27 protein-coding genes and 1 riboswitch are annotated in these 21,960 nt (G+C 51.0%); of the genes, 4 read left to right on the forward strand and 23 right to left on the reverse strand.

Features of this window, described 5'->3' with window-relative positions; translation table 11 throughout:
- Positions 1 to 21: 21 nt before the first annotated feature.
- Entirely contained in the window at positions 22 to 1,275 is a 1,254-nt protein-coding gene (gene hmpA / locus ACFOUO_RS05100; protein ID WP_380702816.1) for an NO-inducible flavohemoprotein, read from the reverse strand.
- Positions 1,276 to 1,380: 105 nt separating this feature from the next.
- Between hmpA and ACFOUO_RS05105 the strand changes: the two genes are divergently transcribed.
- Positions 1,381 to 1,890 (forward strand): Crp/Fnr family transcriptional regulator, encoded by a 510-nt coding sequence (locus ACFOUO_RS05105; protein WP_380702818.1) that lies wholly within the window; start codon positions 1,381 to 1,383, stop codon positions 1,888 to 1,890.
- Positions 1,891 to 1,922: 32 nt separating this feature from the next.
- Here the strand turns inward: ACFOUO_RS05105 and ACFOUO_RS05110 are convergent, their stop codons facing one another.
- From ACFOUO_RS05110 to ACFOUO_RS05140, 7 genes are all read right to left on the reverse strand, one after another.
- The gene (locus ACFOUO_RS05110) at positions 1,923 to 2,969 is read right to left on the reverse strand and encodes a hypothetical protein (RefSeq protein WP_380702820.1); all 1,047 of its coding nucleotides are present in this window, start codon (positions 2,967 to 2,969) and stop codon (positions 1,923 to 1,925) included.
- A 229-nt stretch (positions 2,970 to 3,198) separates the two neighbouring features.
- On the reverse strand, positions 3,199 to 3,615 hold the full coding sequence (locus tag ACFOUO_RS05115) for a disulfide oxidoreductase (protein WP_380702822.1): 417 nt from the start codon (positions 3,613 to 3,615) through the stop codon (positions 3,199 to 3,201).
- 19 nt (positions 3,616 to 3,634) lie between these two features.
- A complete protein-coding gene (locus ACFOUO_RS05120) occupies positions 3,635 to 4,378 on the reverse strand; it encodes a DsbA family protein (RefSeq protein ID WP_380702824.1) in 744 nt (247 codons plus the stop codon).
- 235 nt (positions 4,379 to 4,613) lie between these two features.
- Complete coding sequence (locus tag ACFOUO_RS05125) at positions 4,614 to 5,363, reverse strand: ABC transporter ATP-binding protein (RefSeq protein ID WP_380702826.1); 750 nt, start codon at positions 5,361 to 5,363, stop codon at positions 4,614 to 4,616.
- Positions 5,364 to 5,378: 15 nt separating this feature from the next.
- The gene (locus ACFOUO_RS05130) at positions 5,379 to 6,389 is read right to left on the reverse strand and encodes an ABC transporter substrate-binding protein (RefSeq protein WP_380702828.1); all 1,011 of its coding nucleotides are present in this window, start codon (positions 6,387 to 6,389) and stop codon (positions 5,379 to 5,381) included.
- On the reverse strand, positions 6,386 to 7,174 hold the full coding sequence (locus ACFOUO_RS05135; protein WP_380702830.1) for an ABC transporter permease: 789 nt from the start codon (positions 7,172 to 7,174) through the stop codon (positions 6,386 to 6,388). Before ACFOUO_RS05135 ends, ACFOUO_RS05130 begins: the two co-directional genes overlap by 4 nt.
- The gene (locus ACFOUO_RS05140) at positions 7,171 to 7,464 is read right to left on the reverse strand and encodes an MTH1187 family thiamine-binding protein (RefSeq protein WP_380702832.1); all 294 of its coding nucleotides are present in this window, start codon (positions 7,462 to 7,464) and stop codon (positions 7,171 to 7,173) included. The genes ACFOUO_RS05135 and ACFOUO_RS05140 overlap by 4 nt, the downstream gene beginning before the upstream one ends.
- Before the next feature lie 78 nt (positions 7,465 to 7,542).
- Positions 7,543 to 7,652: riboswitch (TPP riboswitch) on the reverse strand.
- Positions 7,653 to 7,775: 123 nt separating this feature from the next.
- Here ACFOUO_RS05140 and ACFOUO_RS05145 point away from each other — a divergent pair.
- Positions 7,776 to 8,708, forward strand: coding sequence for an RluA family pseudouridine synthase (locus ACFOUO_RS05145; RefSeq protein ID WP_380702834.1), 933 nt, complete (start codon positions 7,776 to 7,778; stop codon positions 8,706 to 8,708).
- A gap of 71 nt (positions 8,709 to 8,779) precedes the next feature.
- On the opposite strand, the gene ACFOUO_RS05150 is transcribed toward ACFOUO_RS05145, so the two are convergent.
- The 13 genes from ACFOUO_RS05150 to ACFOUO_RS05210 all read right to left on the reverse strand — a co-directional run bounded on the left by ACFOUO_RS05150 (position 8,780) and on the right by ACFOUO_RS05210 (position 17,140).
- The gene (locus ACFOUO_RS05150) at positions 8,780 to 9,211 is read right to left on the reverse strand and encodes a hypothetical protein (protein ID WP_380702836.1); all 432 of its coding nucleotides are present in this window, start codon (positions 9,209 to 9,211) and stop codon (positions 8,780 to 8,782) included.
- 129 nt (positions 9,212 to 9,340) lie between these two features.
- Positions 9,341 to 9,673: a hypothetical protein gene (locus ACFOUO_RS05155; RefSeq protein WP_380702838.1), complete on the reverse strand. Its 333-nt coding sequence runs from the start codon at positions 9,671 to 9,673 to the stop codon at positions 9,341 to 9,343.
- 118 nt (positions 9,674 to 9,791) lie between these two features.
- A complete protein-coding gene (locus ACFOUO_RS05160; protein ID WP_380702840.1) occupies positions 9,792 to 10,094 on the reverse strand; it encodes a YunC family protein in 303 nt (100 codons plus the stop codon).
- A 170-nt stretch (positions 10,095 to 10,264) separates the two neighbouring features.
- Positions 10,265 to 10,522 carry a DUF6154 family protein gene (locus ACFOUO_RS05165; RefSeq protein ID WP_380702842.1) on the reverse strand — a complete coding sequence of 86 codons (258 nt, stop codon included), beginning with the start codon at positions 10,520 to 10,522 and terminating at the stop codon, positions 10,265 to 10,267.
- Positions 10,523 to 10,738: 216 nt separating this feature from the next.
- Positions 10,739 to 12,187 (reverse strand): bifunctional metallophosphatase/5'-nucleotidase, encoded by a 1,449-nt coding sequence (locus tag ACFOUO_RS05170; RefSeq protein ID WP_380702845.1) that lies wholly within the window; start codon positions 12,185 to 12,187, stop codon positions 10,739 to 10,741.
- Positions 12,188 to 12,206: 19 nt separating this feature from the next.
- A complete protein-coding gene (locus tag ACFOUO_RS05175; protein WP_380702848.1) occupies positions 12,207 to 13,022 on the reverse strand; it encodes a sulfite exporter TauE/SafE family protein in 816 nt (271 codons plus the stop codon).
- Positions 13,023 to 13,172: 150 nt separating this feature from the next.
- The gene (locus tag ACFOUO_RS05180; protein ID WP_380702850.1) at positions 13,173 to 13,418 is read right to left on the reverse strand and encodes a hypothetical protein; all 246 of its coding nucleotides are present in this window, start codon (positions 13,416 to 13,418) and stop codon (positions 13,173 to 13,175) included.
- A gap of 145 nt (positions 13,419 to 13,563) precedes the next feature.
- Positions 13,564 to 13,989, reverse strand: coding sequence for a CBS domain-containing protein (locus ACFOUO_RS05185; RefSeq protein WP_380702852.1), 426 nt, complete (start codon positions 13,987 to 13,989; stop codon positions 13,564 to 13,566).
- Positions 13,990 to 14,097: 108 nt separating this feature from the next.
- A complete protein-coding gene (locus ACFOUO_RS05190; protein ID WP_380702854.1) occupies positions 14,098 to 14,733 on the reverse strand; it encodes a LysE family translocator in 636 nt (211 codons plus the stop codon).
- A gap of 374 nt (positions 14,734 to 15,107) precedes the next feature.
- Positions 15,108 to 15,428 carry a YbjQ family protein gene (locus tag ACFOUO_RS05195; protein ID WP_380702856.1) on the reverse strand — a complete coding sequence of 107 codons (321 nt, stop codon included), beginning with the start codon at positions 15,426 to 15,428 and terminating at the stop codon, positions 15,108 to 15,110.
- 225 nt (positions 15,429 to 15,653) lie between these two features.
- The gene (locus ACFOUO_RS05200) at positions 15,654 to 15,845 is read right to left on the reverse strand and encodes a hypothetical protein (RefSeq protein ID WP_380702858.1); all 192 of its coding nucleotides are present in this window, start codon (positions 15,843 to 15,845) and stop codon (positions 15,654 to 15,656) included.
- A gap of 332 nt (positions 15,846 to 16,177) precedes the next feature.
- Positions 16,178 to 16,624, reverse strand: a complete 447-nt coding sequence (locus tag ACFOUO_RS05205) for a helix-turn-helix domain-containing protein (protein WP_380702860.1) — start codon at positions 16,622 to 16,624, stop codon at positions 16,178 to 16,180.
- Positions 16,625 to 16,630: 6 nt separating this feature from the next.
- Positions 16,631 to 17,140, reverse strand: coding sequence for a DUF6932 family protein (locus ACFOUO_RS05210; RefSeq protein ID WP_380702862.1), 510 nt, complete (start codon positions 17,138 to 17,140; stop codon positions 16,631 to 16,633).
- A gap of 402 nt (positions 17,141 to 17,542) precedes the next feature.
- On the opposite strand from ACFOUO_RS05210, the gene ACFOUO_RS05215 reads away from it, so the two are divergent.
- Positions 17,543 to 18,898, forward strand: a complete 1,356-nt coding sequence (locus ACFOUO_RS05215; RefSeq protein ID WP_380702864.1) for a tetratricopeptide repeat protein — start codon at positions 17,543 to 17,545, stop codon at positions 18,896 to 18,898.
- A 1,216-nt stretch (positions 18,899 to 20,114) separates the two neighbouring features.
- On the opposite strand, the gene ACFOUO_RS05220 is transcribed toward ACFOUO_RS05215, so the two are convergent.
- Positions 20,115 to 20,393, reverse strand: a complete 279-nt coding sequence (locus ACFOUO_RS05220) for an AbrB/MazE/SpoVT family DNA-binding domain-containing protein (RefSeq protein ID WP_380703261.1) — start codon at positions 20,391 to 20,393, stop codon at positions 20,115 to 20,117.
- 24 nt (positions 20,394 to 20,417) lie between these two features.
- Positions 20,418 to 21,281, reverse strand: coding sequence for a DUF72 domain-containing protein (locus ACFOUO_RS05225; RefSeq protein WP_380702866.1), 864 nt, complete (start codon positions 21,279 to 21,281; stop codon positions 20,418 to 20,420).
- A gap of 225 nt (positions 21,282 to 21,506) precedes the next feature.
- Here ACFOUO_RS05225 and ACFOUO_RS05230 point away from each other — a divergent pair, with 225 nt between their 5' ends.
- Positions 21,507 to 21,956 carry a Mov34/MPN/PAD-1 family protein gene (locus ACFOUO_RS05230; protein WP_380702868.1) on the forward strand — a complete coding sequence of 150 codons (450 nt, stop codon included), beginning with the start codon at positions 21,507 to 21,509 and terminating at the stop codon, positions 21,954 to 21,956.
- The last annotated feature ends 4 nt before the right edge of the window (positions 21,957 to 21,960 follow it).

Consider the following 21,960-nt stretch of genomic DNA (forward strand, 5'->3'; position numbering starts at 1 on the left):
GGGAGCCTTTCGTACGCATTGTTATAGGGTTGGTTGCAGGCTCCCACCGACGTTTTTCGTGTCGTCCAAGGAATGAGACGGGCCGAACATCTCGTAGTGAATCCGCCCTTCGTCCACCCCTTGCTCCTTGAGCACACCGAAGACCACCTTCATGAAAGGAAGCGGCCCACAGAGGTAACAGTCCGCCTCTTTCCGGGGAAGGATTTGTTCCAACAAAGGGCCGTCAATCCGCCCTTCTTTGTCAAAAGCACCGGTGATCCGGTCTTCCTCTGTAGGGGATTCATAAAGGACGAACGAACGGAAAGCGGCATGTTCCTGAGCCAGCCGTTCAATCGGTTTACGCATGGCATGAACCCGTCCGTTTTTGGCGGCATGAATCCAGGTAATTTCCCGTCGGGAGCCCGTTTGAACAAGGTGGGTAGCCATGCTGAGCAGGGGCGTGAGACCAACACCGCCACTGAGAAAGACGAGGGGCCGATCCGTTTCCATATCAAGAACGAAACTGCCAGCCGGTGCGCTCAGATGGAGGTTATCTCCTTCTTCTACATAGTCATGGAGATAGTTGGAGACTACCCCAGGAGGATGCTTTTCCGATCCTTCTTCCCGTTTGACGGTGATCCGCCACTCGTCCGTACGAGGTGCATCGGAGAGGCTATAGTGGCGATGGAAGGTATAGGTCTCTCCCGGTATATTCATCCGCACCGTGATGTACTGTCCGGGTAGATACGCAGGTAAAGGGCCCCCGTCTACCGCTTTTAAATAAAAGGAAGTAATAATCTCGCTTTCTTTCACTTTCCTCGTGACGCGAAAGGGCCGGAAATCCGCCCACCCTCCGGGAAGCTCCACCGCTTCCCGGTACATGCCTTCCTCGACTCGGATAAACACCCTGGCGATTTCTTTATAGGCTTCTCCCCACGCCTCCAATACCTCTTCTGTTGCATTTTCACCCAACACCTCCCTGATCGCCGCCAGCAGATTCTCCCCGACGATGGGATACTGCTCCGGTTTGACCCCGAGGGCCCGATGTTTATGGGCAATCGGTTCTACCGCCGGTAGGATCGCTTCCAAACGATCAATATGAGCCGCAGCTGCATAGACGGCATTGGCTAGTGCCTGCTGCTGCTTGCCCTGACGCTGATTGGAACGGTTAAACAAGTGATGCAACTCGGGATGACGGGAAAACATCCGTTGATAAAAGCAAGAGGTGATCGCCTTGCCGTTTTCCTTCAGTACAGGGGCAGTCCTCTTTACGATTTCAATCGTTTTCGCATCCATGGCTCATTCCTCCTCATTGGATCGCTTCCAAGTAAAGGATACAATAGGAGGATAGTCCGACACTGTGACCGAAATCACAGCACCTATGACAAGGAGATGAACACTGTGATCCTGCATCGGGGAGAAATCTTGTTTCGCCAAGGAGAGGAAGGCTATCTCTTTCATCTGAAAAGCGGCCTGTTCAAGGTGAGCCGCCTGCAACCCGACGGAACTTCTTTCCTTTTTAACCTGTTGGTTCCGGGTGAAACCTTTCCCCACCATTCGCTTTTGACACCGCAACCTTACTATGCGACAGCGGTCGCTCTCACCACCAGTGAAGTGGAACGGATTCCTGCGGAAGACTGGTATCGGAAACTGGAAGCCTGCCCGGAAAAGTATCGTGAAGTCGCCCTCTCCCTCCAGTACACTCTCCGAACCGTCCAGCAACGGATCGGGTTTCTGACAGCCCCTTCTTCCAACCGCCTCCGGCTCTTGCGAGAGTGGCTCCATCATCACTTTTCCTCCAAACCCGTCGAGGACCTCCTCACCCAGGAGGAACTGGGCCAGCTCCTCGGCCTCACCCGGGAAACAGTTAATCGATTGGTGCGGGAGGAACGACGCGCGTCTTCTTCATAAAAAAATGGCCCCTTACGGGACCGCAGTTCAGATCATTTTCCGTATTGATGCCGGACGTCGAGGACTGTCTGGATCTGTTCACGGGATGTCTCAGCGACGACCTGAAGCATGGTACGAACTTCCACTGTCCCCCGCTCAGAGACCAGGTGACGGTCCAGAGCGTCTGGAATCTGTTCACACAGAATCAGGATATGATCCCGAAGCAGGCGTAACATCCCCACTTCCACGTGGATCGGGCGGGATTCATAACGAAGAGACTCCGCCCATTGATCGGGGTCATAGAGGGGCAGGGGGTAGGAGTGGCCTGGTTCGGCGAGGGCCCATTTGATCCGCTGTGTCATCTCCAGGTCAAAGTCAACCAGTTGGAGGATGATGCGGCGGATGGTCTCCCCACCTTCTTCCACCGGGAGATCCAAATCCTCGTCCAACATACCGAGGATGGCCCCTTCCAGCAAATCCGGCCCTTTCGTATAGAGGCTGAGAAGTTCTTCATCGCTGAGGCGAAGGCTCTCGTGAAAAGCGACCTGGTACTCATCGGGATCCTTCAGGAGTAAAATTTGCTCAACGGCTGGATACTCCTCGAGAAGCATGTCTCGGATACCAAGGGCAGCCAGACGCTCCTGATGGAATAAGAGGTTTTCCCCCGGAAACTCCAGCCGATCCTCTCGTCCAACTTCCACGATCCGGGGGGCGGGAGTCTCCTCCCTTTCCCCCGGTTCTTTCTCCTCGGCAAAGGTTTCATCTGCGGCTTGAACCGGTTGGCTTACCGGCTCTCCATCCTCCTCCAGCAATTCGCTGGGTGCATCCTCTTCCTGCAGAGCTGGGTTGTCTCCGCCTTCCGGTTCCTCCCGATGGGTAAACAGTTGGGCCGGTACCGTTGTTTCCGCTAGGTAAGCCGCCGCATCCAGATCAGGATTCTCCGTTACAAGCAACAACGATCCCCCTGGAGCGACGAGGAGTGCTGCTCCGGCCTCGAGGTCGATCCGTTCCGCCTCAAACCCGAGCTTGTCCCGATAAAAGGTCAGGGATGTATGGAAATCGCTGACGCGCAAAACTTGCAGAGGTTTTTCCTCACTCACCTTGCACCTCTCCTTTTGAAATAATGGTAGGCAATATGATCGATTTATAGAATGGGGGTTATCCCGCAATGTTCGTTCATCATAGCCACAAAAACCGTCAGTCGTAAACTTAATTTATCAAAGAGAATCCACGCCAGCAACACAACTGACAAAAATTAGCACCCAAACACCCCTCGTTAGGCCTGTAAGGATGGAAAAAAGGGCCCCGGCACTGTCCGGCGCCCTTCCCTTATTCAACCCTTTTCCTTTCGAGAAACAGCAGCACGGAAATCAGTGTGAAGGCAGCTAACGCTAGGAGTGGTATGGTAATAAAACCCAACCAATCGATATAGGCGGTGTTACAGGGGACTCCCTCTCTGCAGGGAGCTAAACTGGCCAAGCCTGGAACCATCTGATGAAGATAATGATAGAGAGAAACGCTTCCTCCAAGCAGGCTCATCGACAAGGCATAGGGAATGACTGACCGGTCCTCTCGATAAGAGGCAATCCCTAAAATCAGAACGAGCGGATACATGAAGATCCGCTGGATCCAACACAGTTGGCAGGGGATATAACCGGCATATTCGCTAAAATACAAGCTACCTCCGACGGCCACCAAGGATACCAGCCATGCCAGGTACAAACTGTAGTTTCTCAATCCGGTCATATGCATACGCTCCCGACCGTTACCGGGCTTTCTCCAGCTCATCCTCGATCATCTGCTTCAACCTCGGATAATCGAAGATCACTTCCAGTTCAACCGGCTTCCCGTTGATGAACAGGGCCGGCACCGCGCTAACCCCGGCTTCTTCGCCGATCTTTTTATCTGCCTTTACATTCTCTTCATAGGTTTTATGCTGAATGTCCTTAGCTAGTTTGCCATGGTCGATACCAGGCACTTCTTTCTTGGCTAACCCAACGAGAAACTCCGGCGTGGCCCAGGTCTGCTGCTCCGAACCCTGATGGTCATAAACGGCTTGGTAATATTTCCAGAATGCCTCTTTATTCTGACGGTAGACGGCCTCCCCGGCGATCCCTGCCGTGATGGAATCCTCTCCGATGAATTGGTTATTGATAAAATAAAATCCTGCTTTATCGTTGTCCAGGAAGTCTTTTTTCAGTTGAGGGAAGATCTCGTCCTTGAATCGTTTGCAGACCGGGCACTTATAGTCCCCAAACTCCACAATCTTCACTTTGGCTTTGTCATTGCCGATTACTGGTTGCTTGTCATACTGAAAAACCGATGCCTCCACCCGATTGTCACTCCCACCATCGGAAGCCGACTGAACCAAGTAGAAGACTCCTGCCGCCAGCAACAGAACAACCAAGGTAGTAACCGTCAAACTCTTCATCCGCCGGGCTTTTTCCCGAGCTTGTTTCTCCCGGATCTTATCCTTCGTGTTTTTCTGGCTTTTTTTCTTCTTGGCCATGGTTCTCCTCCCGTCTCGCAATCATCCTACAGCCCTTTGCCATCCCCATCATACCCTTGTCCCTATCCCTTTTCAATGATAGAAGAAGTGGGTAAAAAGGCGGATTCCGCACAATTTAAATGTCTTGTGAACAGAGTCCTGAAACCTTTCTCCACCAGACCGAAGAAAACCTCCAAAAAAACAACCCCCAGAAAAAGTGGCAGGGAGCTGATTCAATCAATTGGGAGCCGAGATACTACAGCCATTGACGAACTTCTTCTTTGCAATGGAGGAAGGTTTCCTCCCGTTCTAATGTACGGAACCGCTTGCGGGGCAGCGGGATCTCCACCTCCCCCCGAACCTGGGCGGGGCGAGGAGAGAGGACAAGAATCCGGTCAGAGAGGTAGACAGCCTCGTCGATACTGTGCGTAATAAACAGGATCGTACGGGGAAACCGTTCCCGGATGCTAAGAAGCCAATCCTGCATTCGTTCCCGGGTAAGGGCGTCCAAAGCCCCAAGAGGCTCGTCCAGAAGCCACACCTCCCGCTCTGACATGACGGTCCGCAGAAGGGCTGCCCGTTGCCGCATTCCCCCGGAGAGACGGGCGGGATACTCCTCCCCGAACCCTTCTAAGCCAAAGGCGGGAAGAAGCTCCCGGGCTCGGGCCAATGCTTCCCGGCGGGAACGGCGGTCTACCTCGGCAGCCAGGATCGCGTTTTCCAGCACCGTCCGCCAGGGGAAGAGGGCGTCTCTTTGCATCATGTAACCCACATGGCCCACTTCCCCTGTAATCTCCTGGCCATCCAGTAGAATACGACCTTCTTTTGGGTATTCCAACCCGCTGACAGCGTTAAAGAGTGTACTCTTCCCGCATCCGCTGGGGCCAATCAGACTGACGAACTCCCCTTCCCCCACCGAGAGGTCGACCCCGTCCAAGACTGGCCGCTCCCCCTCCGAAGAAGGGTATGCCTGCACCAGTCCTTCCACTTGGAGTTTCGTCACCATTTGTCACCCCTCGGATTACTTCGGCAAAAACTGATTGGTGTAGGCCTTGTCAGGGTCGATTTTCTTTTTGATCAGCCGGTTTTTCCACATCCAATCGGTGAAATCCGTCCAAACCTTTTTCTTTTGAACCCCCCATTGATCAGCATCTGCCCGGTACTGACGGCTCATCCATTTCTGAGAAGCATGGGCCAGCTTCTTATCCGTTTCCGGAGCCGCCTTCAGGAGAATATCTGCCGATTCACGAGGGTGGTCGATTGCATATTCATACCCCTTAGCCGCGGCCCGCACGAGTTTACGTACCGTGTCGGGGTCCTCTTTGATCATCTTCTCGTTGGTAATGATCGTCGGGGTATAGAAGTCCAGAGCTGGATCCAAGTCTCTAAGGTACAGGATATCCACAGGCTCCCCCCGGAGCTTGGCTTCCACTCCCGTCCATCCATAATAGATCCAGGAAAAGTCCACATTCCGTTTGGTGGCGGAGAAGAAATCGGCTTCTCCCATGTTGACTACCTTCACCTTATCCTCGACATTTTTCGTTTTCACTCCGTCCAGGGCGAGCACCGTCTTCAGGAAAGCATTTTCCATCGGTGTGCCCCATCCGCCATAGGTTTTGCCGACAAAGTCCCGAGGAGAGCGGATGTTTTTCTCCTTGGGTGCCGCAAAGCCGGAAGTGTTGTGCTGCAAAACGGCGGCAATCGAGACAATCGGCACCCCTTCAGCCCTGGCCTGGGTCACATATTCCTGGGAACTGATCCCGAATTCCGCCTTGCCCGCTCCCACCAGTTGATTGGCAGACGTTTCCGGAGGAGAGGCGATCTCTACATCCAGTCCCTCATCAGAGAACCAACCCTTCTCTTTGGCCACGTAGAGGCCGGTATGATTGGTGTTAGGAACCCAATCCAGGAGCAGCTTCACCTTCTTGTCTCCAGATTCATCCGCTCCTCCCCCACCTCCACAGGCAGTCAGGAGAAGGGCCAGACCTGCCGTCAGCAAGGCAGTCCGAGCTCCATGTTTCCATCGGTTCATCTTCTATCCACTCCTTCACGATGCTTTTGTTTCGGATGCATAGAGGCCCAGGGGGCCGCCAATCTAGCCGCCAACCGAACAAGGCCGAATAAAACAAGGCTCCAGAAGGTGATCGCCAAGATGGCAACAAATACCTTATCGGCAGCAAAAGAATTTTGCGCCCTTACCAGGAAAACCCCCAACCCTTTGTCTGCCCCCAGCCATTCGGCGATTACGGCGCCCAGGATACCATAGGTGGCGGCAATCTTCATTCCAGAAAAAAAACCGGGTAACGCATGGGGAAAGCGCACTAATCGGAATATGCGCCAATCTGACGCCCCCATCGACCGGAGGAGGCGAACCATCTCCGGATCCGCCGACCGAAGCCCATCAGCCGTACTGATCACGACAGGGAAAAAGGTGACCAAGGCCACGATCAACACCTTGGGAAGCAACCCATAGCCGAACCAGACGATAAACAGCGGAGCTACGGCGATCACCGGCACGGTCTGGGTGGTGATGAGAAGGGGGTAAATCCCCCGGCGCAGCCAAGTGGAGAGTTCGATCGCAGTCGCCAGCAGGAGTGCTATGCCGATGCCCAGAATAAAACCGAGGCCGGCTTCTATCAGCGTGGGTCCCGTATGCCGAACAAGCAGATCACCGCTTTCCATGAAAGTGGCCGCAATCCGACTCGGAGTGGGCAGTAACCACTCCTCCACCGAAAAAAGCCGCACACCTACCTCCCATACCGCCAGCAACAAGAGGACCGTCGCCAGTGGGGGCATCCACTCTCTCCCTTGTCTCATCGGCGATACTTACCCACCTTTTCCTCGATAGAAATGCCGTCGGGTTTATAATCGACCTTGATGATGGAAATTACCCGTCCGCTACCGGCTGTGACAACGGCTTCCTGGGCTTTTTTTACCACAGCCATCAATTCATCGTAATCCCCTTCCATCGTCGTCTCCATCGGTCCGACTTCATATTTGACACCGGACTCCCGGATCACTCGGATCGCTTCGTCCACCAGGTCATAGATTTCCCTATCCCCGGAGGCTCGGGGTAGAACCTGAAGGCTGACGTTGGCATTGGCCATCCGAATTCCTCCCATCCTCATAAAAAAACCAATCCGGATCGGATTGGCGGTTGGTCACATAAAGCGGCCTCTTTGGTGTAGCCGTCGTTTCCTATGTTCCCTACGCTGGCATCATCCAGATCAGGTTCGTCGGGTCGGCGCGATTCAGCGCCCTCTCAACCGGTTTCCCGGTTCCCCATTGTGGAGTTCCGCTTCCAGTTATACCACACCCCAACCAGACTGACAAATTTCACGTTGGGGAAAAAGCTTTTGCCGAAACGCTGGATCGGTTACGATGGAATGAAGTTGAATGGATTGCGGAGGAACGTGAAATGAAACCTCATTCCAAATGGATCACCTATGTTGTACCCGCGGAGTGGAGCAATCGGACAGTGGCCGAGGTTTTGAAAGGGCCACTCCTCCTCTCCAACCGGATGATCAACCGCCTCACCCGCTCCCGGGGCTTCCGATTGAATGGAACCATGCCTTGGCTCAACCGGGTACTACAAGAGGGAGACCGTCTTCAGGTGGCGGTTCGCCCCCGGGAAAAAGCCGACCTGGAGCCGGAACCCGTCCCCTTCGGAACCGTATGGGAAGATGAAGATCTCATCGTTATAGACAAACCGGCCGGAATCAATGTCCATCCGGTGAAGCCCGGAGATACGGGAACCCTGGCTCACGGGCTTCTCCACCGTTGGAAAGAACAGGGGTTTGAAGGAAAGGTACGCCCCGTTCATCGGCTGGACCGATATACCTCTGGACTGCTATTGGTAGCCAAATACGCTTATGCCCACCAGCTGATGGATCGAGAGTTGCGTAACCGCCGCATTAAACGGCATTACGTGGCCATCGTCCAGGGACGGATGGGGAATGGGGAGCATCCCTCGGAAGGAACGATCGACGCACCGATCGGAAGGGATTCCAGCCATTCTCTGCGACGGAAGGTGACTCCATCGGGCGATCATGCAGTCACCCACTACCGCGTACTATCTCGGACCGACAAAGCTACCCTCGTTCACGCAGAACTAGAAACAGGACGAACCCATCAGATCCGTGTCCACTTCGCCCACCTCGGACATCCGCTCTTCGGGGATACCCTCTATGGCGGTCCGGCCAGTGAAATCCGCCGCCAGGCTCTCCACGCCTTCCGTCTTGCTTTCACCCACCCCCTCACGGGAGCCAAAATCAACATCACCGCCCCGCTTCCGGAGGAGATGGACCGGCTCCTCCGACACCTGGAATTGGAGAAGCCGGAGGAAGTTTAAGGTGTGTATAAATGAAAGCGGCTCCTGTGACGGTACAGGAGCCGCTTTCATTTATATTTTTCTTTAGAAAATTAAACCCTCACATCGCTGAATTCCACGGCAACTAAGGAGCCAGTCTTGGCGTGGATGGTCAGCTTTCCCCTTGTATTGAGCCCTTTCACATCCGCGATATAAACAGGCCCGACATCCCATTCATCCTTTTGGATTCGCTCGACTTTACCCCGGTAATGTAATTTGCTGCGGGCGATGCGAATGGCATCCTTTACGTCGAGGGCGGATTGAGTGATTTCACCGGCTACCTTCCGTTCCGGGCTACCCGGCTGTCGTCTTTCTGTTCGGTCAGATCGCGTTTCCTGTCTCGCTATATCCCCGTCGGTTTCCGGACCCGCCGCTTCCTGCGATAACCTTTTGTCCCAATCTCGCTGTATTCCGGCAAAAGAGCCGGTGACAGAAACGGTGCCGATGAAAGCGACAACGGCCAATCCGCAACATTTTTTTAGCATTGATGCCGGTCCTCCACTCTTTTTTGACGATCTATCTTCATTATACCGAACGGAGGACAGACAGCATTATCGGAGGATGGCATTCATGTGAAAAAAATGGACCGATTATCTATCCGATTGTCCCCTTTTTCATCCGTGCAACCGGAGTTCCACCGCCACGGGTTTCGCTTGTTTGTCGAGGGTGATCCATCCCTTCTCCTCACATTTGGCCAGGACCTTGTCCACTTCGTTTTTAGAAAGACCGGCCTCTTCCACCCAGTCCTTTTCCCGAATCCGAGCCGAATAGGCCCCTTTTTCACCGAGGTGGAGGGCTTTCCTGACGAGGTAACCCATCACTTTGATTTCTCCCTTGGTTACCTTCTTACTACTGAGGATACGGGTGAAAAATACTTCCAGGGTTTCAAAATCTTCAGGAGATACTGCCGCCCACTGGGGGCTCCTCCCGTCAATCCGCGTGGTCATCCCGTGTGCCTCCTGTTTTCTGTTGATTAGTTGAACGTTCATGCACTTGGACGGCTTCAGTATACCGGAGTTTTCGAAAATAAAAAAGGGCACCTCTTTTGGGTGTCCTCCATAAAGGTCAACACATTTTCAAAATGGCTTCCCGCCCGGTCATCCCCGGTCGGATACCCCGCTCTTGTGCATAAAGGGTGACACTTTCCAGTGGGGCGTTCAAGAGCTCCTCCAAGGTACGGACGCCGACGGCCCGCCCGGCCAGAATTCCCCGGTCGGCCAGTTTTTCGTTGAGTAGGGCAACATCCAGTGCCCCGCACATGATGTAGCCTTTCTCTGTCGAGACCACCAGCAGATTGGTCTTGGGCAAAGCCACCTCGACCCCTAAAACCTGACGCCCCTCCACATCGAGAGGTTGCAGACGGACCACATGATCCCCTCCCATCCACCAAGTCTTTATAAGTTATGATGGAAAGAAGCGCGTGGTGCGGGTGTTCAAGATAAAAAAGGATAAGTACCAATTGGGAAAGCACAATTTCCTTATAAATTGGCCGTTGGCCTCATGGTGCAGGTCGGGGCATTCCACTGAAAGTTACTACCTCAGTGATAACGGGGAGGGTTAAGGGAGGACTCCCATTCACTCAGCTTGCCATCCTGGGCCATCTTCATCTTCAACATCTCCACCAGATAGACACCGACCATCTGCATCACTTCGTCGTCGTCCATCTCCTTGATCAGCGTCATCATATCTTCTCGAGAATGATCCTCGAGGATACTGAGGACAACGGAGATCGCATTGTCTTCGTCCTCCCCCAGTTGCTCTCGGTAAAGGGAGTAGATATCATCTACGAACCGCATCGGTAATAACCTCCTTCTCTTTCAGCTTATTCTAACTCAACTCCTCTCCGCTTGCGAGAGGAACCTTATCCACCGTTGTTATAACCTGCCCCGGAGGATGGAAAAACATGCCGCACCCCCGTGTATAATAAACCGGCACAGATGAGGAGGAAATGATCCCATGTCTGCACGCAACCTGACTGCATCTGAGATCGGATTCCCGGTGCCCAAAACCGCCTACAAAGCCGTGTCCCTTTCCTGAAGTTGCCAACGGGGGATCCAGCATTGCCGAAGGGCCCCTGGTCGATGAAGTTGGTGGGCCAGGATGTCCCTTAGAAATTCGGGGAGGAAATATTCAATTTCCTTCCCTTTTTTTATCTCGGTATAACCCACCCCGAAGGTAAACATATCGATGGTAGCCACCCGGTACAACTCGTCCTCCTCAAGGGGAGCCCCTGCCACCCTCACTTCCCGCAGTTTCTCCATCGGAGGAGCTGCCGGTTCGAAAACCGCCTTGATCCCGGCCATGTTGATCGTGCCCAATTGCTTGCCTCGGAAGCCGAAGCCCCGGATACCTTTGTCCTGATATTCCTGCAGAAGGGATTCTTCCAACGTACAGCGAATGGATGCCCCGGAGAGCAGGATGCGGCAGGGGTTGATCGGGTGGGGACAGATCTCATGTAGTCGTCCGCGGGAGACCGGCCCTGCCTTTAGACCGCCCAGGAGCTGACCCGCATTGACCAGGGAACAATCCGCCCCCACCCAGTCGAGAAGCCCGTCGGCAAGGAGATTGCCAAGGGGGGACTCCCGATGCCAATCCACAGGTAGGGGTTCAGACAACTCTAAAATCGGCTCAGAGAGCGTGTTTTTTGCCTCCAGGCGGAAACGACGGATCTGTTCCCGCACTTTTTCATCGGCTGGGGCCTCTCGGACAGGGAGACAACGGCCTGACAACGCCGCTACCCTCCGGGTCACGGGGTCCATCTCCAAAGTAACATGACCGACATGGCCGCCAAATTTACCCGCTGCGGCAATCAGGGTCGGGCCAACCCGTTCCGGCACCTCCAACAGGTGATGAGTATGGCTACCCAGGATGACGTCAATTCCCGGAACCGCCTCGGCCAAGCGGCGGTCGTTGCCCAACCCCAGGTGGGAGAGGAGAATGACGGCATCCACCTCCTGGCGCAGTCGGGCCACCTCTTGGGCCAGTAAGCTCAAGGGATCGGATACATTCCATCCCAAAAGGCGGTAAAAATTTTGAAAAGGAATCGTAACGCCGAGAAAGCCGATCCGGAATCCCTCAGCCTCCCTCACCGTCCATCGCCGGAGCCAATGAGGCTGCTCCCCCTTCGCCTCTTCCACATTGGCGGCCAGCACTTCAAAGGGTGCATCCGTAAAGAGAGCATCCAGATCCGGTTTGGAAAAGGTGAGAAGTTCATTGTTACCCAAGGTGATCATCTGGTACCCCGCCGTTTCCATCACCGCCCGATTGGCCCTTCCCCTTGTTCCTTCTGTCTCCACACGGACACGATCCATATGGTCCCCCACATCGACCGTGAAGCAAACTGCATCCGTCTTACTCAGCTCCCGTCGGAGGCCGTCGAGAACCGTCTGAATACGGGGCATCTCCTCAAAGTGGCTATGTATATCATTGGTATGAAGAATGTGTATAAGAGTCCGGTTCACAGACATCCTCCCTCCGAAGTTAGGATAAACCGTCCACAACCATCTTGATAGCAATACCGATGATCATCAAGCGAAGCGTAATCAGGATCCCGTTACCGCTCATCCGGTTGGACAACCAGGCACCGGCTTGCCCACCCAACCAGGCACCGGGGGCAATTAGAAGAACAGCCAACCAGTCGATGTTTCCCTGGATCATGTGCGTCACCGAGCCCATCACCGATGAGAGGAAGATCAGTAGCATCGATGTCGCCGTGGCCACGTGGGGCGGGAAACGGAAGAGAAGCACCATGACCGGCATCATGAGAGCACCACCGCCAATTCCAAACAAGCTGGACACCGTTCCGACAACAAAAGCCATACCGAGAGCAGTAGGACGGTGGTATCCGTATCGGTAGATGTTCCCCTTTGCGTCGATAAACTTCCTCTCTACACTCCATTTGACCTCCGGCGGCTTGAGCCGATTTTGGAAGGTGAGCAGGGCAGCGACCAGGATCATCAAGATACCGAAGCCGATGTTGAAGGATTCGGGGTTGAAAAAATTGGTTAAGTAAGCACCTAAAACCGCCCCAGGACCGCTCCCGACGAAAAAGACTAACCCGCTGCTAAAGTCGACCCGCTTCTGGCGGAGGTAGGAGAAAGTCGAGGACAAAGCAGTGATAATCACTAGGACCAACGAGGTCCCAACGGCAACTTGGGGCGTAATTTGGCTGTACTCCGGGAAAGTCGAAGCCAAAAACAAAAGGGCCGGCACCGTGATGATGCCCCCGCCCAATCCGACAAGGCTCCCCACCGTCCCGGAGACCAACCCAACCAGAATCAATATCCACCATTCCAACAGTATCGTGTCCTCCCCATGAAACGATCTTCCCTCTTCTGGCAAAAAGAAGGACCCCTCTCCGAGAAGGGCTTCTCCGGCACCATTCTTTTCTCTTACCTCCATCATAGCAGAGGCGAAAGCGGAACAGAAGAGAATGCCCTTCCAAAACTACGCCTCCCGCTTCCGGACTTTGATCCGGCGGATTTCCCGTTCCTGGCTGGCGGAGCGCCAGACAAGATGGTTGATCGACTCTGCGGCGTCGTTGAGCTGGTGTTCCAGCTTGTCAATCTTTCCCTCCAAACGTTCACACCGCTTTTCTAACGACTCCATCCGCCGATCCATTGACGAAAGCTGCTCGTGAAGACGGCTTTGCCCTTCCAGCAGCATTTTCATCATATCCTTCATCTCGTCCATCGCGCTCACCCCTTATGACGGGTACTATTGGACCTTGGGAGGTCGGATTCCTCCTAATCGACTCTTTTTCATCAGGCGAATACAACGAAGCCCACTCTCTAACTTTGAGAGTGGGCTTTTTGCTGATTTTGAAGCCGACCCTGAATTATTGGTTAGGCTTCGCCGGGTGTGAAACCTCCTCAAGAACTCGTCCAATTTTATCGTTGGATGGATGTTCAACAGCCAAATCCCCAAGGGAAACGATCCCCACCAACTTGTCATTCTCCATGATGGGCAATCGACGAATCTGATGATCGGACATCAAACGAGCGGCTTCTTCCACTGACATGTCCTGGGTTCCCGTAATTTGTTCGGTTGTCATCACCTCGGAAACTTTTGCGTTAGAAGGCAATTGTTCCGCCAGCCCTTTGACAACGATGTCCCGATCAGTCACCAAACCTTTCAACTTTCCCTGATCACAAACCGGAACGACCCCCACTTCGATCTCCTTCATCTTCTGGGCCACTTCTTCAAGGGAACTCTCGGGAGTGCAGCTGTTCACATCCGTCGTCATAACTTCGGATACATTCATGCTCGATCACTCCTGTCTTCGAAAGGGTTATCCTGTCTTTATCCCCTCTTCCTATCACCCAAACGCAAAGCCGGTTTATTCCTAATAATTAGAAACTTATCGTCTACCTTACAACAGTTGTTGATAACCATTAAGGAATACCTTAACGGAAAAGTAGAAAAATAAAATCGCGGAAATCGCAGAAAAAATCCGAACCAGCTTTGGACCGGCGACCCGTCCTCCCCATCCACTCAAAAGTGCAAGAAAAACTGCCCATAAAAGACCAGCTGAAAAGAAACCCAAAAAGAAAAGGATTAATGCGGACTGTGTCTGGTCTTGATTTGTGGCGGCAATAACACTTCCACCAACGGCAGCAAACCACAAAATCGCAGTCGGTGAAGCTAAAGCAAGAACAATACCTTGAAAAAAGTTAGAAGAAGAGGTTAGTTCTTTTGGTGAGGAGTCATCAGCCGTAACTGCTTTAGCAGTGAACGTTTCCCAAAACATTCGTACACATAAATAAAGCAACATACCAGAGCCACCTAACCAAAGAATCCAACGAACCCACTCGTACTGTAATAATATACTGATTCCAATCATGGATAAAACCGCATACACCAGATCCCCTACACTAGACCCAATACCTATCCAAAAGGCAGGCCAACCACCATTTCTAACACCCGCACGCATAATTGCGACGTTTACTGTTCCCATATCCATGCACAAGGAAAGTGATAAAGCAAAGCCAGATAGTACAATCTCCATAATAAGGTAACCTCACTCAAAATAATTTTTTCTATTATACAAAAAATGATTATCAATTACAAGAAAATAATTATTTTTATAATACAAAGTTGACCGCTTTTACGGCCAACTTTGTATTATATATACTCGACAAAGAGATTTGGTTTTTCAAGGGTCTCGAATAAAAAAGAATCCCCTGTAAGGGGGATCGCTCGTTACAAAGAGCCCACATAAACTCAGCATATAGTTGTCCGTTGCGTATTTCTGATCGGTTATATATTGCGATTCACTTCATATCGCTTACCGTTTTTGATCTTTCCTTTGCACGGAATGCCCTCCTTCTGATCCCAAACAAACCGATTGTTCCGAAGCGCTTATACCCGGAAAATGACCCGTCATTCCGCTTCCAACAAGACAGCCGTCCCGTAGGCGATAATTTCAGAAGCTCCGCCCATCACGGAGGAGCTTTGTAACCGGAAAGCAATGATGGCGTCGGCTCCTTTTGCTTTCGCCTCTGCTGCCATCCGCTCGATCGCGATCTCTCTCGCCTCAGCCATCATCTCGCTGTAATCCTTGATTTCACCGCCCACCACATTTTTCAGCCCGGCTAGGATATCCAGTCCGATATGCTTGGCCCGAACCGTATTTCCCTTGACATACCCCTTCAATTCTTTGATCTTCCGGTTAGGCACCTGTTCACTGGTCACGATAATCATGATTATCCTCCTTCTTTTCTTTCCTGCGCTACGCTCCCCCTATCCAAAACCTAAACGTCAGGGACAATAAATACAGACACAGCGTGATCCAGGAGGTTATCCCTCTCTCAATCCGTTCCTGACTTATTCTTTTTAAAATGGGGATCCCCTCCCCTACGAATTCATATGCCCCTTTACTTGATCAGACGTCTACCTCTTTTCTTTCGCTCACTAAAAACGAGGCCACTACTCATCCGTTCGATCCAATAAGTCCTTCCAATCCCCATAGATGGCTTCAGAAACCTTTGTTATCATTTCCTCCACCTTACCCATCACTTCATCCAGGACCTGTTCCGGTCGACCTTCAGGACGGAAAAAAGGGTCGTCCGTAATCAAGGCGATCCTCCCGTCAGACAGCTCTATGTACCAATATCCCATCAGGCATCCTCCTTCCATTCCTTGTTCCCAGTATAGGAGGAAGAACACATAGAGAAACCTATCTCTATCAAAAAAGTCGCTAGGATTTCCCGTAATATGGATATAGGGTAATACATTAGTGTTCACTAATATAGAGAAAAGCAGGATTGGACATCCAAGGTGTTTTCGTCTATAAACTTTCGAGGAAGGATAAAACGATAGTTGGGCTTTCAGTTGACTAGGAAGGATTCACAGGGTAATTCGTCCGAAGCAATCCTAGCTGAACAGGCCGGATGAGAGGCAAAACAAAAAACCACCGTTCAAGGTGGAAAGATCATGCATAAACAGACGTGTTAATTGATCCCCATATAGAGGTTACCATCTTCTCGATCTTTAGGCCGAAAGGAGGCTTCGATGTCCAGGACTTTCATGATCCGTTCCAACTTCTGCACGCTGATGCCGTGGTATTCATTGGACTCATCCATGGAGACCTGGGAGGGGGAGACGTTCAGTCGTCGAGCCAGTTCAGCCTGCGTCATGCGACGGTAAACTCGAAAAGCGATCAATAGTTTCCCCCAATCGTTTTCCAGTCCCCGGAAGTCCCCCTGTTGGATCCGTTCATATTGCCTTAACTCTTGCTTCTTCTGCTCATGCACCACCATACCGTGTGATATGAGATTCTCCGCCTCTTGCTCCGAAAATCCCTGAGCCTTGAGTTTCTGTTTTTGCTCTTCGTATAACCGAACTTCGTTCTCTACCATCTTTTTCGTCCGTTTGTACTCCTGCTCGGTTTTGATCATACTGATTCACCCCCGAATGAGTTTCACAATACCTTTCCCGGTTCCCACACGGGTCTGACGGAAAAACTCAGGAAAGGGGGGATCCGGGAAATTTAAATGGATTTCTTCGCAGTGCGGATACAGCTCACATCGGTATTTCTCCCACATCTTCGGCTTAAAATCATCGTAACCCACCTGTACACGCTTGCGTGTGTCCCAGATATCTTCTCCGGAAACTTCAGCCAACACGCGAAAGAGGGATTCAGAAACCAAATCTCGAACGTCGCATACATAGTAACCGTCGATGTCACCGGGTCGAGCTTTGCTGGTTACAAAGGAACCATTTATAAAGATGTCCTCAATACCAATTTCCCATAAAGGCTGGACCAACTCTTCCAGGTTGTTCACCAATTGAAGGCGCCATTGGGTGTCCATGGGATGACGACCAGTTCCTTGTACTAATATGGATGATCGAAGCTGATCCAAGGTGAGAGGGTAGTCCCCCACCGGGAGGCGACCATACACATCAAATTCCATCTCCAGTTTAACCCTCCTCACTGAATATTATATCCTATATTATGGTTAACCCAAACCTTAACCAAGAGGGAGCTAATACGGGTTACGCTGGGTTGGATGCTGAAAGGCAATCCATTACCTAGTAGTAGTACACGACCACGAGGAATGCAGAATCTTAGAGGGGGAGCACCGCTTTCATCCATTCAAAACATATAGCGGTCGCATTAGTTTTTAAAGAGGAAGATGAAACAGGCGGCTGAGTGTAAGAGAACATTGGATTGTAGTGAAGAAGGGCCCTGGGATAAAGGAAGATGTTAGTTAATGAAATTTTCGCAGGTATTTTCCTAGAAAATGATTTCCGAGAAGATGGAAATAAGGTAAGATGTTAGTGTTCATGATTATACGGAAAGGCGGGGGCGCGTAATGAATTCATTGGATACCCAGAGTATCGGTGAAATTATTCGTAAAATCCGAAAAGAGCGAGGATTAAGGCTCGAGGATCTGGCTGACGAAAGCATCTCTCCGGCTACGATTAGCAACTTAGAGCGAGGCGTTCCTCACGTCAAGACGGATAAGCTGTATTACCTGCTGGAAAAGTTGGATGTCTCCATCGATGAGGTTCCAGAATTTTTACTCAGTGAAAAGAAAGAGCAAGAAGAACTCATGTTTCGTTTGACAGCGGCAGAATCCCTAAGAAGGCTTGGTAAAACAGAGTCGGCTTTGAAAGCGCTAAAAGAGCTGGACATATCTGACGACCACTCCTACGCATCCGCTTATCACTGGTTGATAGGGACCTGCTATTTAGACAAAAGGGATTTGAGCAAAGCCGAGAGAAGCTTCACCACGGCCATCAGGTTAGCCAGCCGAAACCAAGCGGCCACGCAGGATAACATGGAGGCTTACAGTTTCAGTGACCTCGGGAGGTGCAGCTACTACCGCAACGACCTCCAGCTGGCTCTCCAATATACAAACAGCGGGCTGGATGCTTTCTGTCACGACGGAGAAAGGTCCTACATAAAGTACATTCTGCTGCGAAATAAAGCGATCTACTTGGAAAGATTGGGTCGCCCTGCTGAAGCCTTGAAGATCGTTCAAGATGCTTGGGATGAACTGGGTAACGTGGATCATATCGAACACACAGAGACAGTCTTGTCCTTTTATTGGATAAGGGCGGAGATGCTCCGGAAAATCGGTTCCCTTGACGAAGCCATCCGATATGCCCAAGAAGGAATTCAGAAGGCCAGTTTGAACAATCTATATGCTTCTGGGTTTGATCTATGGGTTACTCTCGGAAGTGCATATACTGCAAAGAAGGAATGGGAAAACGCAGAAGCATCTTTCAACGTTGCCATGGAAATCGCTGAGGAGACAGGTAAAGTAATTGACAACAGGTTTATTCGAGCATGCGTTCAACGGGCGGAACTGTATTCTAATCAGAAAAAGTGGGCAGAAGCTGAAAATACACTCGTACAGGCTATTTCCAAAGCGAAAGATCGGAAGTGTTACGCCTATCTAACCGATGCGTTATTGGCATTGGGTAACCTGCATTTCGCCAACGACAGAAAAAATGAAGCCATCGAACAATACGCAGAAGCGAGGAAGGCTGCTAAAAAACACAGATTTACCGAGAAAGAGTACCAAGCGTGGTACGGTTTGGCGAATTGTTATAGGGAAATTGACGAAATAGAATTTCGACAATGTACCGAAAATATGTATACATTACAAAGAGAGCTAAACGATCAAAAGGAAGCGAGGGATCAACGTGAAACGGTTCTTTAAGGTGATTACGGCTGTAACTCTACTGGTTTTAGTTGCGGCTCCGGCAATAGGTTCAGAGGGGTTAGACCACGTTGTGAAGACCGATGGCAGGGCGCTTTCCGACAGTGAACCAGGGGGATAATTTAGCATACCTTCGGATCAACAAAAAAGGAGAAACAACCCAACAACGAAAGAAAGCTATTAACTTCTCCAGAAAACACAGGATATACAGAGAAAGAACATGAAAGATGGTATGCATTAGCCCAGTGTTACGAAAAAACCGACGAAAGCGAATTTGGAAAATGCATGGGAAATATGCATAAATCACAAAGAGAGATGGAGAATCAAAAAGAAATGAGGGATCAATGTGAAGCGGTTCTTTAAGGTGGTCATGTCTGTAACTCTAATGGCCTTGGTTACGACTCCAGCAATATGTTCAGAAGGATCAGAACATATAGCAAAGACTGACAGCTGGGCGGTTTCCAGCAGTGAACCAGTAGGATAAAACTAAGGAGGGCGTAAGCTCTCTTTTTTTGTAATAAAAAACCGGTTCATGAAATGTTCGAAGCGGTCTTTTGAATACCCTTACATGGTTTCCGTTTCTCCTGTTCAAAAACATACCCAACCACTCTCCAGATGGATTCGGAATCCTTTGTTATTGTTCCCTCCACCATAGCAATCACTTCGTCGAGATCCCGTTTCGGCGGACCTTCAGATAGAGGAAAACCTTACCCCAATAAAAAACCGCCATCCGAATAGGGTGACGGGAATTATGTAACTATTTTCGTTCTCTTATCCATAACGGTCCCATAATATAATAACAATATCGCTCACTCACTGTAGCAAAATTGTGATATATTTATACATAGTTGACGCTAACTACTTAAAGGGGAAGGTAATTTGAGCAAAAATTCCTGGTTACAAGCTATTTCTGGAGTATTTTTACTTATTATTTCTATTTTAATGTATTATAAGTTTAATTATATGGATTCGGGGGTTGCTCTTGTTTTATTTATTATTTCAGGTTATCTGATGGGATATTTTTTTGATAAATATAAATAAAAAACCGATTTACCTATATGCGATACCTTTTTTTCCTTCGGTGCACTTGCTATCGGTACACCTTCTTTCACTAAACATGTCATGTGGAGCCCTTAGTAGAATTCCAGTATGCAGCCTCAATAAATGATAAAACCGACCTTGGGTCGGTTTTATGAAAAGTTTCGGAGGAACTCCGTCAAAACTTCCTCTTCCGTAATTCCTTTCTTTTTAGCCTCTTGGCTAATGGCCTTAGCAAAATCCTCAAAAGCAACGAGCGGCCCTTTTTCACTACCATTTTCCCATCTTCCTCGACAAAGACAACACGATCCCCTTCCTCTAGATCCAATTGTTGTCGTACCGATTTTGGAATCGTAATTTGCCCCTTGGCCGTTACACGCTGCCAACAGTTTAGATATACGTAGTCCCATGATAGTTTCAAACCAAAGTATCCATGGGTTAACGGTCTGTATACCATATGCACGATTTCCGTTTCTCCCACTCAAAACATGTCTAATTGGCGGGAAGCCAGGCCTTGATGTTCGATCCCGAGGAGTTCGGTCATCCGTTTGGCGTTGGGAGCGGCGTCGCCGCGGGAGTTGTTATTAAAGAGCAAGGTGATCTGATCCGCCTCTTGCTTCAAGGTTTCCACGCGGGAAACCCATTCCTTCAGCTCTTCATCGGAATACCGGTAGGCGTAGCGGACGTTTCTCCATTCCTCGTTGGAACGGCCGGATTGGTTCCAGCCTTCCCGGTTTCGTCCATGGAAACGGACCAGTGCCTGTCCCGGATGGGTGACCGCTGTCACAATCGGGACCGTGCCGATCCCGGCCTGGGGCTCGTCGCATAGGACATGGATCAGGTTCTCTTTTTCCAGGAAGCTCAGGGTCTTCTCCCGAAACTCCGGGCTAAACCACGTGCGATTGCGAAATTCTACGGCCAGGGGAAGGTCCGGATATTCCTGCCGACATCGCCGGATGTATTGGACATTCTCCCGCTTGCATTCAAACCAGGGAGGAAACTGGAACAGGACTGCCGTCAGTTTGCTGGCTTCCACCATCGGTTTCAGCGACTTGCCAAATTCCCTGAACCACTCCTTGGCGCTCTTTTCCGGAGCACCCTCTCTCCGCCCGTGTCCCGTCAGTTCCCGGTACGCCTTGACGACAAAACGGAAGGAATCCGGTGTCTCCTCCGTCCACCGAGCTATCCGCTCCTCCCCCGGAACGGCATAATAAGTGCTATCTACTTCCACCACCGGAAAGTGGGCGGCGTAAACAGCCAGCTTTTCTCTGGAAGCTGTGCCCGGCGGGTACAAGTCATGGTCGCCCCACCCGCAGAGGCCGATTTGGATTGGATTCGTGGGCATAGGTTGACACCTCCCCTCCCTTAACACAGAATGCTCTCATGAAACAATTTACAAGAGAAATTGGTAGAGAACAACGGTGGGATTAGGCAAACGCCGTTCTCCGAAAGGCCTGCTTTTTGCCGCCATAGAAATTGTGGAGTACAATAGAGTGAAATCACCTCGAGGCGTAACCGCAATCGGAAAAAACGCCGACGAACACCATAGGATAAGAGGGAGGACGGCCCATTGGCTTCTTCAGCGATAACCCTTTCGAAGGGGATAACGATCCAGGCCGGGGTGATCCAAGCCCTCGAAGACCACTGTCGGCAGCAAATCCCGAAAGAAGGGTGCGGTATCCTAGCGGGTTCGGGGGAGGAGATTTCCCGCTTTTTCCCCATCCCAAACCAGGACGATAGCACCCGATCCTTTTCTTTCGAACCGCGAGCTTACTTGGAGACCTTGAAAGATATCCGACGCCAGGATCTTGAATGGCTCGGAATCCTACATTCCCATCCCCATACGGACCCTTATCCTTCTTTACGCGATGTGAATCAGTGGTACTACCCGGAACTGCTCAGTTGGATTCTTTCCTTCAAAGGGCACCAACCCCGATTATCCGCTTATTTCATTCGGGATAGACAGATTACTCCGGTGATTTACCGAGTAGTTCCCAACCGCAGTATCAACCGCAGCTGACTGG

Origin of the sequence: Salinithrix halophila, assembly GCF_042650125.1 — a bacterium.
GTDB lineage: Bacteria > Bacillota > Bacilli > Thermoactinomycetales > DSM-45169 > Salinithrix > Salinithrix halophila.